The organism is Microbulbifer maximicatervae (SeqCode) (assembly GCF_052468095.1).
The window spans coordinates 2,662,321-2,684,018 of the sequence record NZ_CP174332.1 but is presented as its reverse complement, the minus strand read 5'-3'; the positions used below and the strand labels follow the sequence as shown (position 1 = coordinate 2,684,018).

The 21,698-nt window shown below is 49.3% G+C and carries 15 protein-coding genes; 8 read left to right on the top strand and 7 right to left on the bottom strand.

The annotated features are described in order from the left end of the window. The first annotated feature begins 102 nt into the window (after positions 1–102). Positions 103–1,137 carry an IS481 family transposase gene (locus ACJJIL_RS11465; protein WP_445359737.1) on the top strand — a complete coding sequence of 345 codons (1,035 nt, stop codon included), beginning with the start codon at positions 103–105 and terminating at the stop codon, positions 1,135–1,137. A gap of 222 nt (positions 1,138–1,359) precedes the next feature. Here the strand turns inward: ACJJIL_RS11465 and csrA (ACJJIL_RS11460) are convergent, their stop codons facing one another. Continuing rightward, positions 1,360–1,539: a carbon storage regulator CsrA gene (csrA, locus tag ACJJIL_RS11460; protein WP_445362003.1), complete on the bottom strand. Its 180-nt coding sequence runs from the start codon at positions 1,537–1,539 to the stop codon at positions 1,360–1,362. A gap of 531 nt (positions 1,540–2,070) precedes the next feature. On the opposite strand from csrA (ACJJIL_RS11460), the gene ACJJIL_RS11455 reads away from it, so the two are divergent. Genes ACJJIL_RS11455 through ACJJIL_RS11440 form a run of 4 tightly spaced genes read left to right on the top strand, consistent with a single transcriptional unit; the run spans position 2,071 to position 9,484 of the window. Beyond that, positions 2,071–3,582 (top strand): ATP-binding protein, encoded by a 1,512-nt coding sequence (locus ACJJIL_RS11455; RefSeq protein WP_445359736.1) that lies wholly within the window; start codon positions 2,071–2,073, stop codon positions 3,580–3,582. 2 nt (positions 3,583–3,584) lie between these two features. After that, positions 3,585–6,413, top strand: a complete 2,829-nt coding sequence (locus ACJJIL_RS11450; RefSeq protein ID WP_445359735.1) for a Z1 domain-containing protein — start codon at positions 3,585–3,587, stop codon at positions 6,411–6,413. Next, entirely contained in the window at positions 6,403–7,413 is a 1,011-nt protein-coding gene (locus ACJJIL_RS11445) for a PD-(D/E)XK motif protein (RefSeq protein ID WP_445359734.1), read from the top strand. The genes ACJJIL_RS11450 and ACJJIL_RS11445 overlap by 11 nt, the downstream gene beginning before the upstream one ends. Continuing rightward, a complete protein-coding gene (locus tag ACJJIL_RS11440; protein WP_445359733.1) occupies positions 7,406–9,484 on the top strand; it encodes an AIPR family protein in 2,079 nt (692 codons plus the stop codon). The genes ACJJIL_RS11445 and ACJJIL_RS11440 overlap by 8 nt, the downstream gene beginning before the upstream one ends. 43 nt (positions 9,485–9,527) lie before the next feature. Here the strand turns inward: ACJJIL_RS11440 and ACJJIL_RS11435 are convergent, their stop codons facing one another. The 3 genes from ACJJIL_RS11435 to ACJJIL_RS11425 are packed head-to-tail and all read right to left on the bottom strand — an operon-like array spanning position 9,528 to position 11,786. After that, positions 9,528–9,977, bottom strand: coding sequence for a very short patch repair endonuclease (locus tag ACJJIL_RS11435; protein WP_445359732.1), 450 nt, complete (start codon positions 9,975–9,977; stop codon positions 9,528–9,530). A 9-nt stretch (positions 9,978–9,986) separates the two neighbouring features. Further along, entirely contained in the window at positions 9,987–11,555 is a 1,569-nt protein-coding gene (locus ACJJIL_RS11430) for a DNA cytosine methyltransferase (protein WP_445359731.1), read from the bottom strand. A 27-nt stretch (positions 11,556–11,582) separates the two neighbouring features. Continuing rightward, on the bottom strand, positions 11,583–11,786 hold the full coding sequence (locus ACJJIL_RS11425) for a helix-turn-helix domain-containing protein (protein WP_445359730.1): 204 nt from the start codon (positions 11,784–11,786) through the stop codon (positions 11,583–11,585). Between the two features lie 762 nt (positions 11,787–12,548). On the opposite strand from ACJJIL_RS11425, the gene ACJJIL_RS11420 reads away from it, so the two are divergent. Next, entirely contained in the window at positions 12,549–12,746 is a 198-nt protein-coding gene (locus tag ACJJIL_RS11420) for a hypothetical protein (RefSeq protein WP_445359729.1), read from the top strand. Between the two features lie 269 nt (positions 12,747–13,015). Here the strand turns inward: ACJJIL_RS11420 and csrA (ACJJIL_RS11415) are convergent, their stop codons facing one another. Continuing rightward, positions 13,016–13,204 (bottom strand): carbon storage regulator CsrA, encoded by a 189-nt coding sequence (gene csrA / locus ACJJIL_RS11415; protein WP_445359728.1) that lies wholly within the window; start codon positions 13,202–13,204, stop codon positions 13,016–13,018. A 641-nt stretch (positions 13,205–13,845) separates the two neighbouring features. Here csrA (ACJJIL_RS11415) and ACJJIL_RS11410 point away from each other — a divergent pair. Together ACJJIL_RS11410 and ACJJIL_RS11405 are read left to right on the top strand one after the other, a co-directional pair. After that, a complete protein-coding gene (locus tag ACJJIL_RS11410) occupies positions 13,846–14,079 on the top strand; it encodes a hypothetical protein (protein WP_445359727.1) in 234 nt (77 codons plus the stop codon). Positions 14,080–14,322: 243 nt separating this feature from the next. Then, complete coding sequence (locus ACJJIL_RS11405) at positions 14,323–15,189, top strand: hypothetical protein (protein ID WP_445359726.1); 867 nt, start codon at positions 14,323–14,325, stop codon at positions 15,187–15,189. 330 nt (positions 15,190–15,519) lie between these two features. Here ACJJIL_RS11405 and ACJJIL_RS11400 read toward each other — a convergent pair whose 3' ends face one another. Beyond that, complete coding sequence (locus ACJJIL_RS11400; RefSeq protein ID WP_445359725.1) at positions 15,520–18,978, bottom strand: UvrD-helicase domain-containing protein; 3,459 nt, start codon at positions 18,976–18,978, stop codon at positions 15,520–15,522. After that, a complete protein-coding gene (locus ACJJIL_RS11395) occupies positions 18,975–21,674 on the bottom strand; it encodes a PD-(D/E)XK nuclease family protein (RefSeq protein ID WP_445359724.1) in 2,700 nt (899 codons plus the stop codon). Before ACJJIL_RS11395 ends, ACJJIL_RS11400 begins: the two co-directional genes overlap by 4 nt. Positions 21,675–21,698 lie beyond the last annotated feature (24 nt).

Below are 21,698 nucleotides of genomic sequence, written 5' to 3'. Positions count from 1 at the left end.
GGATTAGTTCAGACCAAATCTGACACATTCCCTTGAAAAAGAGGGGTTTACCGGTTTTGATGAAGGTGCCTAAACCTAAAAGCAAAACCAAGGATAAACCCCATGATCCATACTAATGATCGCATCATCAAACACAAGACCGGATTGCTAAATCTGGCAGAAGAACTCGGCAATATCTCCAAAGCTTGCAAGATGCTGGGTGTGTCGAGAGACACTTTCTATCGCTATAAGGAAGCCGTTTCAAGTGGCGGCGTGGACGCCCTTCTTGAGAAGAACCGGCGCGTGCCCAACCACAAGAACCGTGTTGACACAGCCATTGAAGAGGCAGTGTTAACTTATGCCGTCCAAGAGCCTGCCCACGGGCAGGTTCGAGTTTCCAATGAGCTGCGCAAACGCGGTGTATTTGTGTCCCCTAGTGGTGTTCGGAGTATCTGGTTACGGCACGACCTTGCTAACTTCAAATTGCGATTAAAGGCACTTGAGGCCAAGGTGGCTGAGGAGGGACTGATCCTTACAGAGTCACAGGTTCAAGCTTTAGAGAGAAAACGTCATGATGATGAAGCCTGTGGTGAAATTGATACTCAACACCCAGGTTATCTGGGCTCGCAGGATACCTTCTATGTAGGAACCTTTAAGGGCGTCGGACGTGTTTACCAACAAACCTATGTCGATACCTATGCAAAGGTGGCTCATTGCAAGCTGTATACCACCAAAACGCCAATCACTGCGGCAGACCTTCTGAATGATCGTGTACTGCCATTTTATGCCATGCATGATCTGCCAGTGCTGCGTATCCTAACTGATCGTGGTACTGAATATTGTGGCAAGTTGGAGCAGCACGACTACCAGCTATATCTGAGTGTGAACGAAATAGAACACACGAAGACAAAAGCCAGGCATCCGCAAACAAATGGGATCTGTGAGCGCTTTCATAAAACTATTTTACAAGAGTTCTATCAACCTTCATTACGCCGCAAGATCTATGGATCAATAGAGGACTTGCAAAAGGATCTAGACGAATGGCTCACATATTACAATAATGAGAGAACCCACCAGGGTAAGAAGTGTTGCGGTCGAACTCCGATGGCAACTCTTGAAGATGGAAAAAGTATTTGGAAGGAAAAGCTCGTAAGCTGAATTTGACCTGACAGAGCACCTCCTGAAAAACCGGTAACTGTCAGATCAAGTCTGAACTACTACAGCTGATGTGTTGCCCTCAATGTTACTTGTCCGAGCAATCATTCGCAAAACTCAGGCCCTAACTGTTTGGTTACGGCTCAGCAAAGAGCTAGATTTGTTAACTAAAGGAAGGAGAATCGTCTGGAGCCTCCTTCCTTGGTGAGCCTTTCCTCAACACCCTCAATTGCCTACTTTGTGTTCTTCTTTAATGCGTACATAGATCTCTTCTCGATGAACGGGAAGGGATTTAGGGGTGCGGATGCCTATCTTTACTTGATTTCCCTTCACTTTCAACACTGTGATTGAGACATTCGTTCCAATTCTTGGGTTCTCGCCTGTTCGGCGCTTTAGGATCAAAATGTTTTCTTCCTACCGATACTCAAACTGTGGGTGGGCATTCCTTGTTGGGGGAGCTTGGCAAGTGATGCTTTGCGGGTGTGGAACTACAGGATAGGGAAGGGTGGGGGGAGTCTTCCTGGCTTGGTATTTCACTATAACCTGTTGAATTTAAATCATTTTTGTAGGAGTAATGTCAATTTACTAATCTGGCTTCTACTACCCCGCTCGCCGTTCTATTAGGTAGGTGTCCAGAATTGCCCTTCCTAGGATTGCCCATTACCTCCTGGCTTCAGTCACTTTTCTTTGACGTCTGGATCTGGCATCGTTGCTCCCCGGTCATCACTTTATCTCCTGGCGGAGAAGAAGCGGTAAATATTACCTTCCGTTAACCGCTTTTTTCAGGATGCATCAACTGATGTACCTCAGAGTTAAATACAGGTGAGGTTAAGGTATCGCGTGAGTTTTGATATACATCAAATATGTGGATGTAGTATTTGATGCAACTGTAGAGAACAATAGGTTGAAAAATATCGAGAAGGATAGGCAGTATTGATGGATTATGAAATATCTCCTCCCGGAGCCGGGGCCATGCTCGAATCACTTCGAGCATATGGCTACTCTCTCAATTCGGCAATTGCTGACATTATCGATAATTCCATAACGGCCAAAGCAGAGAACATCTGGATTCACTTGGTATGGAAAGGCTCAGATTCTTACATACATATCCGTGATGATGGATACGGTATGTCCGAAAATGAGTTGTCTTCTGCGATGGTGGCAGGGAGCCAAAATCCCCTTCTCCATCGTAAAAGCGATGACTTGGGCCGTTTCGGTCTTGGGCTGAAAACCGCTTCTCTTTCCCAAGCCCGTTCACTCACCGTAGCTACCAAATGTTCAGGGACTGAAATGGCGGTCCGGCGCTGGGATCTGGATTATATTGCAAAATCCGGAGCGGATGAATGGCGCCTCCTAAAGTCCTGTAGAGAGGGTGCGAATATTTTGCTGGAGCCCTTGGCATCCATGAGTTCTGGCACAATCGTGTTGCTTGAGAATCTGGATAAGCTGTGTGCTGGTAACACGGCTTCCAATTCGATCCATAGAGATAATTTCTATCATCGGATAGATTCACTACGTGAACACTTGGCGATGGTCTTTCAGCGGTTTTTGTCTGCACCCCAGAGGTTGAATATTTTCATTAATGGGGAACAAGAAACTCACGCAGTAAAACCTTGGGATCCGTTCTGCAAAACCCATAAGGCAACCGACCCGAAGCCGATGATTTCTGCTCCGTATAATGGAAAGTTGGTAAAGGTAAAGGGTTACATATTGCCACATAAGGACATGTTTGGCGCAGGTGAATTGGATGCGGCGGCCGGTCCTGCAGGCTGGAATGGTCAACAGGGATTTTACATCTACAGGAATGCCCGTCTTCTGGTGGCTGGTTCTTGGTTGGGATTGAGGGATGGCAGCCAAAAATGGAAGGCAGAAGAACATTACAAATTGGCCAGAATTCAAGTGGATATCACTAATGACATGGATGCCGATTGGCAGATCGATGTCAAAAAATCAGTAGCGACTCCACCCCATACTGTCGCAGAAGCGTTAGTGAATTATGGTGGGCAGATCCGTAAAGAGGCGAGGGAAGTGTTTGCCCATCGTGGAAAATATGGAAAACGTACTAGTTCTGCCAAAATATCCAAAATCTGGATGGCACGACAAAAAAATGGCCTGAATACTTATTATCTTAATCGTTCCCACCCCTTACTGAAAAGGTTTCTGGAGAGCGCCGGGTCATTGAAGAAGGATGCTGAAACACTTTTCAGGCTGATCGAAGAAACAGTGCCTGTGGAACAGATCTGGCTGGATACAGCAGAGTCACCGGAAAAACGTTCAACCCCCTTTTTTGGGGTGCCAGAGAAGGAGATTATCTCGGCGGCTGAGCAATCACTGAAAATAATAGCTGGCAAGCGGTGGCCGCCTTCGAAGGAATTGATTGATATGGTATGCGAAATAGAGTGCTTTGTTGACCACCGTAATTTGTTATACGCACATTTTGGAGTATGAATATGGATATATTTCCCAAGCTTCGAGCTGCTGTAGCTGGGCAAGTTGAACTGAAAAAGGGGCTGAACGAAGGACAGATCACCAGACAGGAAATTGTTGACTTGGTGAAAGCAATATTGATGACTACTCCGGAGCCATATAAAAATGATCAAGAACTTCGGTTGAGACTTATCGAAGATGCCGAGAGGGACAACATAACCTGGATGGGTAGTGCTCACACCATTTCGGTCTCAGATGATGGCAACTGGGAACCTTGGCTTGAGAAGAAAAAACCAAATATCGAATGGCGCTATTGGAACCGTTATGCACAATTACTGGTAGAAGAAGGCTGGTCGCCTAGGGTGGTAGATAGTCTTGGTGAGACTACTGATGAAACATTGTCTTGGCTTAACGCTCCTGAAACAGGAGGGAATTGGGATCGACGGGGTATGGTGGTTGGTTCTGTACAGTCAGGAAAAACAGCCAATTATACTGGCTTGATTTGTAAGGCGGCTGATGCCGGATACAAAGTGATTATCGTCCTTGCCGGGTTTCACAATAATCTCAGGTCGCAGACCCAGATCCGGCTGGAAGATGGATTCTTGGGCTACTACAAGAGTGAGTCAAACAAGCGGGTGCCTACAGGGGTGGGGTTGATTGCGCACGATGACAAGCTGCTGCCCAACACCATTACTACACGGGCAGATAAAGGGGATTTCAATAAAGCTGTGGCTACTAATTTCAGTAGCAGTATTGATAGGCCACTGATATTTGTCATCAAGAAAAATGCCTCGGTGCTCAGGAATGTGCTGGAGTACCTAGAGGGTCAGGCCGCAGCCCAGAAAGGTACTCATAAGGCGGCCAGAATCAGTGGCATCCCTCTTTTATTGGTTGATGATGAATCAGATCAAGGATCAATTAATACCAACAAAACAAATTTTGTTTCAGCTGCTGAAGGGGAAGATGAGGAATTTTTAAAGGAAACCGATCCTACCAAAATTAACGGTTTGATCCGGAAGATCATCAATACTTTTGAGCAATCAGCTTATGTCGCTTATACGGCTACTCCTTTTGCCAATATCATGATCCACAAGGATGCGGGATCAGAAGGGTTTGGTGATGACCTGTTTCCGCGCAGTTTTATTACTTCCATTCCGGCTCCCTCCAATTACATTGGCCCCCAGACAATGTTTGGTTTTACCGACCAATATACAGGGGAGCAAACGGATGGACTGCCATTAACAAGAGATGTATCGGATTATGCTGCGACAGACAAACTGAAGGAAACGGATGGGTGGATGCCTCCCAGGCACGGGAAAGACCACATCCCGCTGTTTGAAGGGAAAAAACAGGTGCCGCTGAGTTTGTATGAGGCAATCCTATCTTATCTCTTGGCTTGTTCGGTTAGGGTATTGCGGGGACAGGGAGAGAAGCATTGCTCAATGCTTGTCCATGTTACTCGGCTTACTAACGTGCAGCACCACGTCATGGAACAGGTAAAAACCGTGATGTTTCAAACAAAGCAGTGTCTTGTCAACGGGCGTGGCGATTCCAGTTTTACCACTTGGGGGGATTTGGAGCGACTTTGGGGAGAGGATTTCCGGCCTACTACTCTGGCGGTGGGAGATGATAGCTGTCCGCTACATGATTGGCAGGACGTTAGAGAGGTACTTCCGGCCATTGTACAAACTGTCAAGGTACGGGAGATTAACGGAACTGCTGGTGACGTATTGGACTATGAGACCCATAAGGGGAAAGGGCTAAATGTAATTGCCATTGGAGGGGACAAGCTTTCAAGGGGGTTGACTCTTGAGGGACTTGTGGTTAGTTACTTTACGCGGCCAAGTAAGACCTATGACACGCTGATGCAAATGGGGCGCTGGTTTGGATACCGTAACGGTTTTCTGGATGTGACCAGGCTTTATGCACCAGAGGTTCTACTCAAATGGTTCAGGCATATTTCCGACGCAGATGGTGAGTTGCGTACGGATTTTAAGACGATGAGTGCAATGGGAGCAACACCGGAGAACTTCGGTCACCGTGTCCGCACTCACCCATTGTTGCAGATAACTTCCGCTGTCAAAATGCGTGAAGGAAGCAAAGAACGATGCAGCTATAGTGGCGACTTAGTGCAAATACTGGTATTCCGGGCAGGCCATAATGATCGGCAGCACAATCTTGAATGTGTAGAAAAACTCGTTGCGGAAGTTGAGCGTCACGCCCAGTGCGAATCAGGTTTTCGGGAAGGGTCCATATTATGGAAAGGCGTTAATCCCTCTGCCATTACTCTGTTTCTGGAATCGTATAAAACGGGTTATGAAAATGGGCTACGGAAGGTTGATACTAACCTGATTGCAAAATACATCAATGCCCAAACGGGAAAAAGAAATTTGACCTCTTGGACAGTTCTGGTGTCGGGAAGCAGGGCAGGAGAGCTGGTATCTTTTGGAAGTAAAACAGTTGGGATGATTGAACGAACGGATCGCAGTAAGGATTCTTCTTGTTTCAAGCCTTCGGTAGTTACCTCCTCTACGGATGAAAGGGTTATTGATCTTGATAAAGAAAGCATGCAGGCGGCACTGGATGAAACCAGGTTGGTGGTAAAAAAAAGCAAGGGGGCTGCCGCTGCAGAGAAGGTAACAGAGCCGCGTAATGTCCAATTAAGACGGTACCGTTCAAGCAAAGAAGGGCTGCTGATCATCTACCCTATCAAAGCGCCGGAAGAGCACAAAGCGGCCAGCGAACTCCCCTTTATGGGCATGGCTGTGAGTTTTCCCCGGATTGGAGAAGAGCAAGATATTCCGGTTGAGTATATTGTCAACTCCGTTGCGCAGGACGATTATGAATACTGATCTGGAAACTGTGACTGAGCGCTGGCAAGACCTTGTCAGGGAAGAACCGGGTGAATACAACGCCGCGCGTTACAGGGTGGGGGGAACTCCAAGTTTTGGTGTATTTCTACTGTCTCGCTACCCTGACAGAACACCTGCAATAGAACTGGGACCAATAAGACCGGATATTACTAAGTCGGCGCCGCTGCCAAGCATGAAGGGTATTGAATCGGCCGTGGTTGCTGATGGTGGTCAGTTCTATCTTGCTATGGACCTTAAACAGTTTGGTGCTACAAGTGTTTTTCTGGTCTTGGCAGCAAGGCTGTGTGAGGACCTGCAGGATATTTCTCACCCCATCACCGCTTACGGGGTTATCAACGAAGTTCTTTCATGCTGGAAGTCATTCTTTGCAACCGACAGAAAGCACTTGGGAGAACAAAGCCAAACGGGCTTGTACGGGGAGTTGCTTCTGATTCTGATGCTGTTTAACAATGGAATCCCTGTCCGAAAATTATTGAAGGCATGGCGCGGCAGTGACGGCGCCCATCAGGATTTTCAGTTTCCAGGGGTTTCGGCAGAAGTAAAGTCAACCGTAGCGATCACAACTGACAAGGTTTCCATCAGCAGCCTCAGACAATTGGAAAATGTCGGGGCTGGAGATCTTTACTTGATTCAGGTCGTATTGGATTTACACGAGGGCGGTAATAACACATTGCCCTTTATTGTAAGTGATCTGAGAGAAGCCTTTTCCGCTAACAGTGTTGACCAGTTAATGTTTGAAGAGAAGTTGCTGACCTATGGTTACCGGGACGAAGATAATTCACACTATTCCGGGCGCTCTTATACCTTGCGGAAAGTCCGTGTTTTTCAGGTAGACACAGAATTTCCCAAATTGACCAGTTTTGACGTTGTAGGTGGAGTTGTGGAAGCGTCATACGTCATCAGTCTTACTGGTGTCATGGAAGCCAGTCTCGATTTGGAGGCTTTTGTTGATCGTTTGCAGGAATGTATTGATGAGTGAAGAGGATATTCCTGGCTTTCGCCGCCGCATTCTTGCTGAGATTTCGGATATTGCCAAGGAGGGACTAGCTTCCGATTATCTTGTCGAGCGATTTACAGAATACGTAACTCCAATTATCGCAGAATCAGGAACTATGCTTGATGTGTCTGTTGGCCATATTGAACGCCAGCATGGTAATGGGCTGATTCAATGCGACGCTTGGGCTGCAGACCTTGAAGAGGGGCGTCTGGATCTGGTTGTAACCGATTTTTCGGGGCAGGAAGAATTTGGTACTATAAACCGGTCGAGAATAGAGATTCTGTGCAAGCGTGCGCTGCGTTTATTGGATTTTGCGAATAAAACTACCCCTGAAGAAATTGAACCCTCTTCAAAAATGTTTGACTGCCTTACGCTTTTGAAAGAATCATTGGGATATGTGGGGCAGATACGGCTCCATTACCTGACGGACTCGATTATAACTGCAAAGGATGTTCCAGATTTGGCTGCCCCTGATAAAATGGAACTGCAGTTTCACAAATGGGACATTGTCAGGCTTGCCCGTGTGCAAGAATCAGATCGGGAATACGAACCAATCGAACTAGATTTGATAGAACGTTTTGGGCAAGGGCTTCCGTGCTTGCCCATGCCGGGTAACAGTAGTGAGTATAGCGGCTACTTAGCTATTCTTCCTGGGAGTTGGCTGGCAGCTCTTTATGAGCAATACTCTGGCTCCCTGATGGAGCTGAATGTCCGTTCTTTTTTACAACAGAAAGGCAAGGTGAATCGCGGCATCAGAAAAACCATATTAGAAGAGCCTTCCCGGTTTCTGGCCTATAACAATGGCATATCTGCTACGGTAGAGCAGATAAAAACGGCGAGAAGTAATAGCGGTGAAGAGGTCATTACGCATTTATATGGACTGCAGGTCGTGAATGGTGGACAGACTGTTGCCTCTATTCACAGGGCGAGCAAAATGGATCGTTGCAGGCATCTTGATGACATTGCGGTCCAGGCTAAAATTACAGTGGTAAATCCAATGCTGCTGGATGAGCTGGTTCCCAAGATCAGTCGTTTTTCAAATACCCAGAATACGGTTAATGAAGCTGACTTTGCTTCAAATGATAGCTTCCACGTTGAAGTTGAGCGGCTATCAAAGGATATCTGGGCTCCAGGGCAGCAATATCGCTGGTTTTATGAGCGGGCCAGGGGGCAGTATCAAGTGGCGAAAAGCCGCGCTTCCACAACACCAGCCAAGCGTAAGCAGTTCGAAAGTGCCTTCCCCTCAAGAAGAAAGTTCGTCAAGACAGACCTGGCACGTTATCAGAATGCCTGGGATCAGTTGCCGTATATTGTAGGCTTGGGGACCCAGAAAAGCTTTGTGCATTATATGGCCAGGGTAAAGAAAAGCGATCATGTTTTGAGCCTAGATGTAAGCTTTTTCAAGGATCTTGTAGCTAAAGCAATCATCTACAAGAAAGCGGAATCCATTGCCAGAAAACATGCGTTTCCTGCGTACCGAGCTAATGCGGTTGCTTACACGGTTGCTCTGCTTTCACACAAAACTTATGGACGATTGGTATTGGCCAATATCTGGAACCGGCAGGATGTATCTTCGGTAGTGGAGCAGGTTCTTACTGACTGGATGCCCCAAGTGCTGAATTGTATATTGGAAACGGCGAATGGTCGGAATGTGACCGAGTGGGCAAAAAAAGAGGGTTGCTGGAATAATGTCAAAGCACTTCAATTGGAGATGCCAGCAGCACTGGAAGCTGAACTTTCAGAAGGTGATTGCTTGCCTACTGTGGGTACCGCAGCCAGGAAAGGCAAGGTATCGTTGACAACGGATGATCGCAGAAATATTGCAATAGTCATGGGAGTGGATAGTGACACTTGGTGGCGGATAACGAAATGGGGGCAGTCTGAAGGTAATCTCACGGAATTCCAGTGCGGACTCTCAAATACTCTGGCTGGTTATGCGGCAGGAAACTGGGCCAAAGTACCCTCTGCCAAGCAGGCCAAATATGCAGCTGCCATTGTGGAAGAGTTACAGCAGTGTGGAGAGTTTCAGGTGGGCACCCTGTTAAACGATTGATATGTAGACTTTTTTCATGAGCGAGTAACAGGGGCTGTAAACTTCAGGATGGAATATCGCGGATTGGGCTGGAGTTTTTGATCCATTTTGAGACAGTATCCATCAATACGCTGATTTCCTCTGGCGTTTTGCTGCGAATAGCGCACTCCCATACTACAAGGACACGCCATCCAAGGTTCTCGAGAGTCTTCCGGTTCTGGATATCCCTGCGCTGGTTAGTTTCCAACTTTTCTTTCCAGAACTGTTTCCGGGTCTTTGGCCACTTGAAGTCTTTACACAAGTGCCGGTGCCAAAAGCAACCCCTGACCTCAATAGCAACCCTGTATTTGGGTAACACTATATCCGGCTTTCCGGGAAGTTTTTTATCATGCAGCCTATAGCGGAAGCCCCGGGCGTGCAGGGACTTTCTGACTATTAATTCAGGTTTTGTATTTCTTGAAGTGATTGCAGCCATCATTCGGGAGCGGATGGCTGGCTCAACGATATCAATCATTGGACCCGATTATAACGAAAGAATTTTTTTCATGTTAGCGGCAACTACATTGGAAATTTGCCAGGCAAGTCTTGGAGGGACGGCGTTTCCCACTTGATGATATTGCTCTGTACGGGTTCCTTCGAAAAAGTAGTTGTCTGGGAACGTTTGTATCCTGGCAGCTTCTCTTACAGTCCATGCCCTGCATTGTGATGGGTCATGATGAATGTAGTAATGCCCATCTTTGGAAATGTGGGACATGACAGTTGTTGCTGGAATGTTGGCTAATTGAACCTTGAACCTATCGATAAACTTGGCGGTTTTCTTACTCTCCGAGTCCACGTTTTTGTGATTGGGTAACAGGTTATCGGGGTAATCTCCCAGATAAGGGGGCCTGCCATGCACTTTCGCAAAACAGGAGGCAAACAGGTAACGCCAAATATCGGACTCCATATGTCTTTTGCTTTGGTGATTAAGCACGACTTTCAGGGGCCTGCAGTTTTTCCTGTACCAGTTATTCAACTTTCCTGATGAGCCGGGCTGTTTCAGGTAGCGGACGCTGCCCGTCTCCAGTTGTTGGTAGCCTATTTTGACAACCTTGCGGATCATGGCCAAGGTTTTGGTATCGACGCTATCGAACTCACCCTTTCCAAGCCCTTCGGCCATGACTTGATTCCATTCCTCAGGTGTGTTTAGTCTTCCGGTAACGTGGCTCCGCAGAGCTGGTAGGCTGTCCAGAACATCTGACACAGAGATCAGGTCTTTGGCTTTCTTCAACCTGGTAGGCAGCTTGGGATCGACGTCTTTTCTTATGCCTAAAAGTATTACTCTGTGCCTTCTCTGTGGAATGCCATAATCTTCTGCGTTGATTACATAATCTGAAGGTTGCAGCGGTGGCTGATTTTCTTCTGGTTCTGGTTTGACCAAAGAGTAAATATGGTATTCGGCATTTGACGGTGTTCTGGCCAGGTTGTCCAGTTCCTTAACAACCTGTCCTGGTGTTTCCAGTTCTTTCATTATCTGTGGAAATATGGGATTTCCATGAACTTTCGCTGATGTTAGTCCCTTCACATTCTCCATAACAAAACAGGCTGGTTTCAGATGTGCAACCAGTCTCAGATAATGACGGTACAGGTAGTGTCGGGGATCATCGTCAAAATTTTCCCGTGTGGATTGCATCCTTGCTCTTCCTGCAATGGAATAGGCTTGGCATGGCGGACCACCTATCATCACGAATTCTTTTGAGCTAAATCCAGACAGTGCTTTTCTGGCTCGTGCCTTGACTTCATCCAAGTCACTCATTTTCAGTTCGTGGTGCCATGCTTCATTGGCGGCATCACTGGATTCTTTGGGGTAGTGTTTGAAGAGTTCTTCTTGGGTGATTTCACCATTAAGGTATTGATAGTATTCCTTGGGCGGGGAATCAAATTGGCGGTAAAATGCCCGAAGGTTTAATGTGCTGTGGGCTGCTTTATCCATTTCGATAGATAGGGCAATTTTGAAGCGAATTTTGTTGTCTTCCAATTGAGAAAAACCTTCCCCTAAGCCTCCAGGCCCAGCAAACAGGTCAATAATTGGAATGTCTGTATGTTTGGTCAATTCTATACTTCCGTAAATAGCTATGGCCTATGGCTCGGTTTTTTCGAGCAAATCAGAAACTTCACATTCAAACAGATCACATAGTTTGTCTATCGTGTCCAAATCGATGCGTTGCGCGGTTTCCTTGTACAAAAGGGTGATTGTGCTGCGATTGAGTCCAGTTTCTCGGGCGACATCCACTACCTTCAACTTTTTTTCGCCCATCAGGCGTGCAAGATGGCATCTGATCATGCTTTTGGGCCAGTACTCTAAAAATTACTTTATAAAATAACACAAAGTTATCCTAAATGATATTTCGATATTTAGAATGACTTATGAATGTTTGATCTTACCGCTGGATCAAAACAAAAAGTCAATTAAATGATTAACGGGATGCTTCTTGAGGAGTCTCTGATCAACGAATCATTTTGCTGGGTACAAGCTAAGTCGCTTTAAAATGCATTTTTTACGCGTAAACGCTTAATTTCTGCGTAAAATCTTATTGATTTTTCATTTGAAGCCTACAATGGTTGATTTTCCAATCGTCTCCTCGGCAGTCAAGTATTTTTTTTTCTATTCGTAAGCTGGTGAAGCCTGCTGGCAAGCACTGCTGCTCAGTGTCTTTACCAGTCCCTCGATAGCGGACTTTGTCATAACTAAATACAGGCTTGATGTAACGAAACGTGGTTCGACCTTGGCTATTATTTGCTCCTTGCGGCGTTTGTCATGTTCAGGGAAAGTTTTTAGCTTGCTCGGCTTCGTTGCTATGTATTAATCGACTTTCAGCTTATGCTTGGTTGGGGTAGGGTTTTAAATATAAGCCAATGCTGAATCTCATTTTCCCGGTAATGAAAACAATTTTTAGGGCCTGCTCAGGTCGGAACACCGATACAATGTAAAGCACCGTTACTTGTGTTAGGGGCACTTATTTAACGCAGGGAATTTTTTATACTGCTTTTGAAATAGAAAGTTATTGCTTAGGTTGCTCTTCATCAAGGGAAAGTAAAACCATTGATGATCGTAATGGAAGGTTTGTATGTGATGGATGTGGTGGTGTTTAGAAAGGAGCTCTGCTGGGTGCGTAATGCAGCTTGGACTGAACTCACAGAGGATAGAGCACGGAAAGACGCTCGAATTATTGTTCAAGGTGGAATTGAGAGGATTGTTGCAAATGGAAATGATTTTCCGGATTCGACCACATCACAATCTTGAGAGTGTTTTAAACTCCGTAAAATTAGCAGCTAAATTAGGTTTCGATTTAGAGATAGAATGATGTCACATTAGATATCTTATCGAATCCAATTGAGGTTTCTAGTTTTGCCTTGAGTTCTATCTTACGTTCGCATGAAACTCCCCATTCAGGTAGAAACTGAGCAATGTATTCGTGCGATGGCCAAAGATATACATGTCGCTATCCAAAAGGTCGACTACCACCGGAGCGATATCACAAGTGATAGTCTCCTTCCGTGGAGAACCTATCCTCAACGCCTTCCATTACCTACTTTTCGTTTTTTTTCAATGCGCACATAGATCTCTTCTCGATGTACGGGAAGAGATTTAGGGGCGCGGATGCCTATCTTTACTTGATTTCCCTTCACTTCCAGCACTGTGATCGAGACAGTCGTTCCAATTCTTAGATTCTCGCCTGTTCGGCGCTTTAGGATCAACATGTTTGTTTCCTGGCGATACTCAAGCTGTGGGTGGGCATTCCGTGGTGGGGAAGCTTGGTAAGTGATACTTGGTGGAATAGTGGGGTGGGGCGCGGGGGCGGTGGGCGCAGAATAGGAAAAGGCGGGCGCTAGGCTCCCAGAGCTTGGGGAGTCGCTCCAAGCTGCTGATTGTGCTCCACTTTATTGAAGACGAGCGGGTTTCTAGCGTAGTATGCATACAGCCATCTTGATACTGTCGTTATCAATTTGGTTAGCTGGCCCCTGGTGTTGCAGCACCTTGGGTCAGCGCCTTTTCTCTATTCTTACTTCACGCTACCGTTCTCCTAGTGAAGAGGTGGCTCTTGTTAGAAAATTCCTGGATCTATCTTTAGGGCGGGCCTTACAGAATTTGCCTGCTCACAGCCCTAAAATCTGATAGCTATCAGTCAATTCTACGCAGAATTGATACTTAGAAAAACCTAATAAATTTTAATAAGATAATTTTGACGCCGATATTTTTCTATGTGTTCGTGTTGGAGCTATCAACTTCCCATTGGGTAGTTAGTGTTTTAATTGCTCGATTCGACTAAGTTGGAACATGCCTGTTCCAAGTTTTGTATGTTGCTTGATAACCTAGCAGAATGTTCACAGAAGGTATTATTATGCTTGATATAGCCGATATCTTAAACTTGATACGCCTGAATGAAATCGAGTTACAAAAAACATATAAAGAATTAGAGTCTGAAGATGCAGAAACTCGAAACAACGCTGGTGAAATTGTAGTTCAGGCTGAAAATTTGGGCAAAAAGCTTAAGCAGATGTATGAAGATAAGGGGCCTGACCACTCTGTGTATCCAAAATATGACGACTACATTGAAATAGTTGGTAAAAGATGACGGATTGAGATTTGTGGGAAATAGAAGCCAAGTTATTGTGTTTCTTGTTTTGATGTATTCGTTCAATAATTGAACATGCACTGTCTGAAAAGAGTCTGCAACTGACTAGAAGGGTGGAGGGGCGTGTGGATTCTTCACTCATAGATTTCGCTCTGGAGGGTAAGCTGGTTCGGACATTTTGGATCAATATAGGCATTTCGTGCTAACCTAAATAGCTAATTTGAAAACAGCTTGTAAATATTGATGCTATTTGGCACTACACAAAGCCCTAAAGGGCCTAATTTAAGAAAGTCAGTACCTGTAAGATGTAATCTTTCCGGTACCAAGCTTACTTTTTTAAAGCCCTTAAGCAACGCCTCAAAAATTAGTGGTGAAGAGCCAAGTGCTGATTTGCCATTGGCTTTCAATGAGAATATCTACTCCTTAGATAGTTTTAATGAAATTCGTAACAATGCATGGGGCATACTGTTTGCAGAGGAACGGTATAAATATCATGGCCCGCCGTTCATCAATCCTGGTATTGGAGGGATGGAATTTACTGCCTCACTTAGGAAGATAGGCAATGACTTAAATCTACTTAAAGCCTGTGACTATGAGGATTGGGTTGATAGTGATATTAAAGCCTATTATTCCCCTGGTACGGGGTCTGTTTTCCAGGAATGGCTCTATCTTTTCCCGCTGTTCTGGCAAACCTTCAAGTTACCTAATGCGAATGGTGTTCAATGGGTTGCCTACGCTGTTCAAGATTTAAGCTGCCAGGAAGGTGATCTAATCAAATATTATGTTCGTGCTGCAATTTCATCTGAGCATGAATTGGTTTTCTCATTTAGAGCCACAACTGATGATTATGATTCTGGTGCTTTCGGGTTATTCAAAGAAATTTCAAATTTTATATTGAATAGTGTTGAGATTAGATTAACTGATTCAATTGAAGAAGAAATTAAAGCATTGTCGAAATCTGGTCTTCGGAACTTCAGTGAAGAAATGCCCGTATTGCGATTTGATGATGCGCCAAAAAACAAGTTCAGTAATTATGAATTGTTAAGTGATCCGTGTTTTTATTTTACTAAAATCAATAAGGTGGTTGACCGTAGACTCTGGTCGAAGTAGGAATTAGTCTCTCTTTCTAAGATGCTTTGTACTGTCAGCTATATTGGGTCAAGTTGTATTTGTTGTGGGCTTACCCAGTGAACCCCAAAACCTCTTTTGGAATAATGCTTGGATGAGGTTCCTTTCACTTTTTGACTGCATTACCGGTTCTCTTCCGTATTACTTAGCCCCTAGAGCTGGCTCGATGTGATGTATCTATATTTTGTTTACTTAATCGCATCACATTGAGCTACTTTAAAATATGGAAATTGGGTTTCTCTTGTCCTTTACATATCCAGTACTGCTCTCTTAAATAATTGATATGAATCTCGGAGCTATATCCATCTTCCCCTAATCCAACTCAACTAACCTCTGCATCAACGGAAAATACAAAGCACACCGAATATTCCGCTCCCCCCGCGCATAGAAGAGCTTGCGATAATTCTCCAACTGATTCCGATACTGCTCCAGCTGAGCCGCAATAAACTCTTCCTGGCTTTCCTCACCACTGGGTTCAGCCGTTTTGTAATCGACAATCCAGCGGGTACCTTCGTTATCGATAAAAGTGCGGTCGACAATAGAACGTCTTAATTGTCGGCCACCGCTGTGGAGTTCCAGTTCGCAAGCGGACTCCCTTAGTGAGCCATCCAATAGCCAACGGCCGGTGGGGCAGTTGAGGCTGTTGCGTACGGCGATCTCCACTTTCTCGACGGCGCGGTCCAGGCTGGTGGAGGATAGACCTAATTGTTTCAGGCGCAGTTGCCATAGGGGGCGTTGGGCTTCCAGTTTGTTGGGTGTCCAGTCGCTGATATTGGTCTCGGCAATGGTGGCGAGGGTTTCGTGGGCTACGGTGCCGGCGTGTTTTAACCAGCGCAGGGCTACCTGGCCCAGTTCGGGAATATTGTCTTCTTCCTCGGTTTTGGGTTGGTAGTCTGGCATGCGGTATTGGGCCAGCCATTCCTGCCGGGGCATGGCTTGGGGTTGCCATTGGTTGGGCAGGCGCAGCAGGTAGTCGTGATCTCTGCTGGTTTCTTCCTGGTTGAGCAGGGGTTCTTCTGCTTCCAGCCAGTGACACCAGTCGCTTTCCTGGTGGTGCAAAACACTGGGCCAAATGCCGGCGAGTAAGGCGGCGCTGCCGGGGGCTTTTAGGTGGCCCTTTTTTTCATCCCGGTTGATGCAGGCTAAAAGATGCAGCGAGCGGATGGCGCGGGTGCAACCTACATACAACAGGCGGGTGCCTTCCAGGCGTTCGCGTTCGCTGTTGTCGTGCTTCAGGTATTCAAAAACCGGGTCGCGGCCGCCGCGCGCATTTTTGGGGGCGAGCAGGAAGCGGCTTTCGCCTTCGCGGCTAAGCCATTCACTCCAGCGCAGTAGTTGGTCGCTGCCGGGTTTGCCGCCCTGGTCCAGGCCTGGGATCAGTACGTGTTCGAACTCCAGCCCTTTGGATTTGTGAATGGTCATCACCTGCACTTTGGCATCCTGGGCTGGGCGGGCGTAGAGCTGTTCCAGGGCCAGGGTGAATTGTTGCCAGTCAGTAATGGCCCCGCCGGTATCGAAGGCTTCTAATAATTGCAGAAAATCCTGCACATTATTCAGGTCGGATTTTTGCGCAACGGTGGCGGGGCCGCCCAGTTCCAGCCAGAGGCCTCCAATCCAGGTGCGCAGGGGTTTGCGGCCGCGCTGTTGCCAGGCGTGCAGCAGTTTGGGAGCCACTTGGGCCAGGCGTGTGCGCCCTTCATCGCTGAGCAGGGCGATATCGCCCACTTCCTGCAAGGTCATTAATAATGGGCGTGCGCTGGTATCGGTTACGGTGATATCCCCATTGCCCCAGTTGGCCAAGGTGTAAAGGTCTGACAGTTGCAGTCCGCACCAGGGAGCGCGGAGTACGGCCAGCCAGCTGATTCGATCGCTGGGGTCGAGCAGGGCGCGGGTGAGGCTGAGTAAATCCAACACCACCATTTTACTGGCGAGTGGCGCCAGCTCTGGGGCCTGGAAGGCGATATTGGCTGCGCTTAGGGCCGGCAGAATTTTTTGCAGATGTTTTTTCTTACGCACCAGAATGGCGATGCGGCTTTCCGGATCTTGCGCTTGTAATTGCTGCACCAGTTCAACCACTTGAGTGGCTTCGCGGTTGCGGTCTTCGTCATCAATGCAGCCGTAGAAATTCACCGAGGGCTCGGCCCATTTGCTGCCTTTAAAAGCTTCGGATTGCAGATAGCGCACGGCGCCGCGCCCGATATTGTCCGCTTGCGGAAAGGCCCTTTGGAAAGTCTCGTTGACCCAGTTCACCACCGCGCTTTCGGAGCGGAAATTTACCTGGAGGTCGAGGGCTTCCAGGGGCACTTCACCGATACCGCGTTCGCGCGCATCCAGGAAAATACCCACGTTGGCATTGCGGAAGCCGTAACAGGATTGCATGCCGTCGCCGACAATAAATAAGGTGCGGCCGTCTCCCTGCTGCCAGCCGGCAGTGAGTTTTTCCAGCAGTTGTAGCTGGGTGTGGGAGGTGTCCTGGAACTCGTCCACCAGAATATGCTGGGTTTGCAGGTCCAGTTTCAGGGCCAGGTCTGTGGGGTTATCGCTATCGCCCAGGGCGATCAGTGCGGCCTGGGCCACTTCGGTATAGTCGGTGGCGCCCAGCTGCTGGAAGACCAGCTTTAATTCTGCGACCAACTTGGGCAGTACCCGGGCGAGCCCTTGCAGCAGTTGCCACTGGCTCTGTTGCAGCCCGCTGGGGAGCTTGCCCACTTCCCGCAGTGCGGAGAGCAGCGATTCGTTGCCGGCCAGTTCCGCCAGCAGGTCTTTCATGCGCTGTTTGTATTCTTCGGCGATGGGGCGCTCGGGATCTTTTTTATCCGGCAGGCCAAAGCCGAGTTTCTTATTGATGCCGCCGCCTTTGCGCAGATCACCGGTGGTGGTGAGGAGCAGGCTGCCGAGGGCGAGCCAGGCGGACAAGCCGCTGCTATCTGTGCTGGGGAAGTCGTCCAGTTCGGCGAAGAGGCACAGACCGTGGCTGGGGTTTTCCTTTTGTAAATTGCCGCCGGCATAACTGGCCAACTCCAGCAGTTCCCCGGCATAACTGCCGAGGGCTGTGGTGAGGTCTTGCAGCTTTTCTGCCACCAGTTCGTCGATAACAAAATGGAAATAATCCTGGGCGCCGTCGAAGTTGACGCTCAAAAGTGGGCCGAGCCATTGCTCGCGCTTGTCCAGCAAAATACGCAGCAGTTTATTGAGCTGGCCCAGGTCGTTGTCCAGGTGGAGCAGCAGTTGCTGTAGATCTGCGTCTGGGGTTTCGCCATCGAGGTGTTTGAGCAGGTTCACCACGGCCAGTTCGAAGGCGATTTGGGTGCGCTCCAGGGGTTCACCCGGTGCGCCCAGGCCGCTTTCGATCGGTAGTTGGCTGGCGAGGCTGCGGCAGAGGCCGTCGATGGTTTGAATACGCAGGCGCTGGGGTGTTTGCAGCAGTTCCCATTCCAGTTCGCGATCCCGCTCCAGCAAGGCGCGGGCTAAATCCCAGGTGATGGCATCGTGGGGGTTGTCTGGCCGGGCTTGGTCGCGGGCGCTGTGCAGGGCATCGATCAGGCGCTCGCGCATTTCACCGGCAGCTTTGCGGGTGAAGGTAATGGCCAGCACTTCTTCCGGTTGCTGGCAGGCGGCGAGCAACTTTAATACGCGCTGGGTGAGCAGGCCGGTTTTACCGGAGCCCGCCGGGGCAGACACGGCAAAACTGCGACTGATATCCAGGGCTTGGCTACGGGCGTCGGCATCGATGGGGCGGCGCAGGGCGGGAGTGGTCACAACTTCGTTCATTCGCTTATTTGCTCCCTTTCCGGCCAGCGGTTTAGGGGCCAGAGTTCACTGTTGTTATCGGTGGGGCGATCAAAGGCGAGGGTGGCTACACCACTGCGATATTCAGTGGCGAGGGATTCCAGGCTGTAGCGCCAGTGCTCCACCAGATTGCTCCAGGTGCCGTAGGGGGATTCCTTTTCGGTATCGCCCACGGCTTTAATGCCGGTGATGGGGTGCTCCAGGTCTCCGCAGCCATTCCATTTGCAGTCGCCGTTGCGCACCTGGCCGAAGGCGATGGCGTGGGCGTCCGGTTGGAATAGGGCGTAGAGCGGCAGCTGGGGTTCGCGGATACGCTGGGTAAGCCAGTCGCGAATACTGGGGACGCCAGTTTTGTAATCGATTACCAATTGTTCGCCGCTGGCGAGTTGGTCCAATCGGTCCAGGCGCAGGTTAAAGTGCAGCCCGCCGATTTCCACGGCCTGTTCCCATTCCACTTTTTCTACGGAGAAATTGGGCCTGTCCAGTTCCACGGACAGCCATTGTTGCAGCAGGCGCTCCAGGCGCTGCTTTTCCATGGCCCAAAATCCGACCGGCAGGTGATTGTATTTCTTGCGCACACTGCCGAGGGAGCGCTCCACTGCTCGTTCGATTTGCGCTTGGCGTTGCTCATCGTCCATAGCTTGCAGTTGTGCGAGGGTGCCGCACTGTTGCCAGAATTCCGCCAGCACCTGGTGCACCACATTACCGCGCTCGGCGGGGCCGAGGCCGATATCCGGTTGGGTAAAACTGCTGGCGCCGAGGCGGAAGCGCAACTGCGCATTTAACGGGGACAGGGCCTGGGCCTTGAGTACCGAGGCACCGCCGCGCACCCGTTCGCATTCGGCGGGGGTAAGTGGCGGTAGCTTTTTGTCTTCGATTTTTTCCAGTTGGCAGGCTTGCGCCAGTTGGCTGTAGTGATTGTGCAGGGCGCCTTCGGCAAAGTGCTGAGCTTGTTGCGGGCTTTCAAACAAGCTGCTCAGGCCTTGCTGCACACCGTCTTCTTCGCAGGTGTAACTCACGACGATATCGCCGCTGGCATTCTGCAGGTCGGCGGTGAGTTCGCGGGCTAGCTCCAATTCCCGCTCGGCACTGGCGCGGGGCATCTTCCAGTGTTTTTGCCATTGAATTGGCAGCAGCGGATTGGGCGCCGGTGCCGGCGGCCATTGCTGTTGGCCGAAACCGACCAGGCGCAGGTGATCGAAGGCGAGGCCGCCGGCTTCAAGTACCCCGAGAATTTGCAGGGGGCCATCGCGGGTTTCCGCTTGGAAGGGGGTGCGGCTGGCAATCTGACGCAGCAATTGTAGGGCCTGGGTGAGGGTAAGGTTGCCACCGCAGGCGCTGAGCGCGGCGAACTCTTCCAGGATGGATTCCCACTGCATCAGCTGCTGGTATTCCTGGCTGTCCGGGTTGCGGCTGCCGGGCCAATTTAATGCGCTAAGGGTTTCGGAAAAGCGCGCGGCCCAAATTTCTGCGGGGGCTCGCTGCCATCGCCGGGCGCGTTCGGCCATTTGTTCCAGTTGGCGGGGCAGTTGCGGTGATTCCAAGTGGAGGACTTCTGCGGTGCGTTCGGCCCAGTAGCGCAGGGTTGCGCCGTCGATGCGGCGAAGTTCCAGTTTTTGTAAACGGCGGAACAGGGCGCTGCGCAACCAGGTTTCACTGTCGTCGCCCCAGAAAGGGCTGAACAGGATGTTTTGCAATTGGGGGTAATCCCATTCGTCTTGCAGTAGCGATAGCAATTGCAGGACGGCGCTGCCGACCGGTGTCTGTGCCAGGGGCGTACCGGCGGAGAAGTTAAACGGGAGTGTGTAGCGCGGTTGCTGCGGGTCCAGGTATTGGGGTTCGAGCACGCGGGAAAATACCGCTTCCACCTGGGCGCGGCACTGGCCCAGATTATTTACCACTATGCCGACGCTGTGGCCGGGATTTTCGGCCAATTTCTGCCCGGCCCAAAGGGCTGCCTGGTAGAGTTCTTCATCCAAATCGGCGCAGGCGGCTACGGATAATTCGCTTTGCTGGGTGATTCCCTGCCTTTCATTAACAGCTTCGGCACCTGCGTGAATCAGGGCATTGGCGAGGGGCGAAATCTGGGCAAAGCCGGCGGTATCAATTTGCGGCAGGGGTTCCAGAATGCCTTCCTGGAATGCGCGCAGGATCAATTGATCGCGCTGGTCTGGCGTGATGGCGCTGTGGGCCTGAAGCTCAGTGGCAAAGGCTTTGATCATAGTGCACAGCGGCAGTTCGTCGCTACGCATAGAGAGTGCGAACTGTTCCAGTAGGGGAGTTAGCGTTTCATCTATTTGCGAGAGATCGGAGATCAGCTGCCATTGGAGCAGCTGCGCCAGGGCGCTATCGGCATCCCGGCACAGTTGCTGGCTGTTGAGCAGTTGCCGGTCCAGGGATTCATCCAGGGCGCGCTGCCAGAGTAACTGCCGTTGCTCGCGATTCAATACCTGCTGCAAGGCGGGCTGCCAGTTGCGCTGTTGCAGTTGGAACCAGAGCTTGTCCAGCCAGCTGCGCAGGGATTCCACCGGCGGCGGCACCCAGCAGGCACCGGGCGACTGCTGCGCGGCAAACACCTGTTGGCAGCGGTTGCGCAAACGGTTGTTGGGGGTGAGCAGCAGTCCTCCGGGAGGCAGCTGCGCAAATACTTCGAGAGCGGGAAATGCCGGCTTCAGCATGAATTCGGGTACCGGTTAGGGCTT

Excerpts from the sequence above, each read along its gene's own strand:
- ACJJIL_RS11410 (WP_445359727.1), top strand. The coding sequence starts at position 13,846 with ATGCTTGATATAGCCGATATCTTAAACTTGATACGCCTGAATGAAATC.
- csrA (WP_445359728.1), bottom strand. The coding sequence starts at position 13,204 with ATGTTGATCCTAAAGCGCCGAACAGGCGAGAATCTAAGAATTGGAACG.
- ACJJIL_RS11420 (WP_445359729.1), top strand. The coding sequence starts at position 12,549 with ATGATCGTAATGGAAGGTTTGTATGTGATGGATGTGGTGGTGTTTAGA.
- ACJJIL_RS11400 (WP_445359725.1), bottom strand. The coding sequence starts at position 18,978 with ATGAACGAAGTTGTGACCACTCCCGCCCTGCGCCGCCCCATCGATGCC.
- ACJJIL_RS11455 (WP_445359736.1), top strand. The coding sequence starts at position 2,071 with ATGGATTATGAAATATCTCCTCCCGGAGCCGGGGCCATGCTCGAATCA.
- ACJJIL_RS11440 (WP_445359733.1), top strand. The coding sequence starts at position 7,406 with ATGAGTGAAGAGGATATTCCTGGCTTTCGCCGCCGCATTCTTGCTGAG.
- ACJJIL_RS11445 (WP_445359734.1), top strand. The coding sequence starts at position 6,403 with ATGAATACTGATCTGGAAACTGTGACTGAGCGCTGGCAAGACCTTGTC.
- ACJJIL_RS11435 (WP_445359732.1), bottom strand. The coding sequence starts at position 9,977 with ATGATTGATATCGTTGAGCCAGCCATCCGCTCCCGAATGATGGCTGCA.
- ACJJIL_RS11425 (WP_445359730.1), bottom strand. The coding sequence starts at position 11,786 with ATGATCAGATGCCATCTTGCACGCCTGATGGGCGAAAAAAAGTTGAAG.
- ACJJIL_RS11405 (WP_445359726.1), top strand. The coding sequence starts at position 14,323 with ATGCTATTTGGCACTACACAAAGCCCTAAAGGGCCTAATTTAAGAAAG.
- ACJJIL_RS11465 (WP_445359737.1), top strand. The coding sequence starts at position 103 with ATGATCCATACTAATGATCGCATCATCAAACACAAGACCGGATTGCTA.
- ACJJIL_RS11450 (WP_445359735.1), top strand. The coding sequence starts at position 3,585 with ATGGATATATTTCCCAAGCTTCGAGCTGCTGTAGCTGGGCAAGTTGAA.
- ACJJIL_RS11395 (WP_445359724.1), bottom strand. The coding sequence starts at position 21,674 with ATGCTGAAGCCGGCATTTCCCGCTCTCGAAGTATTTGCGCAGCTGCCT.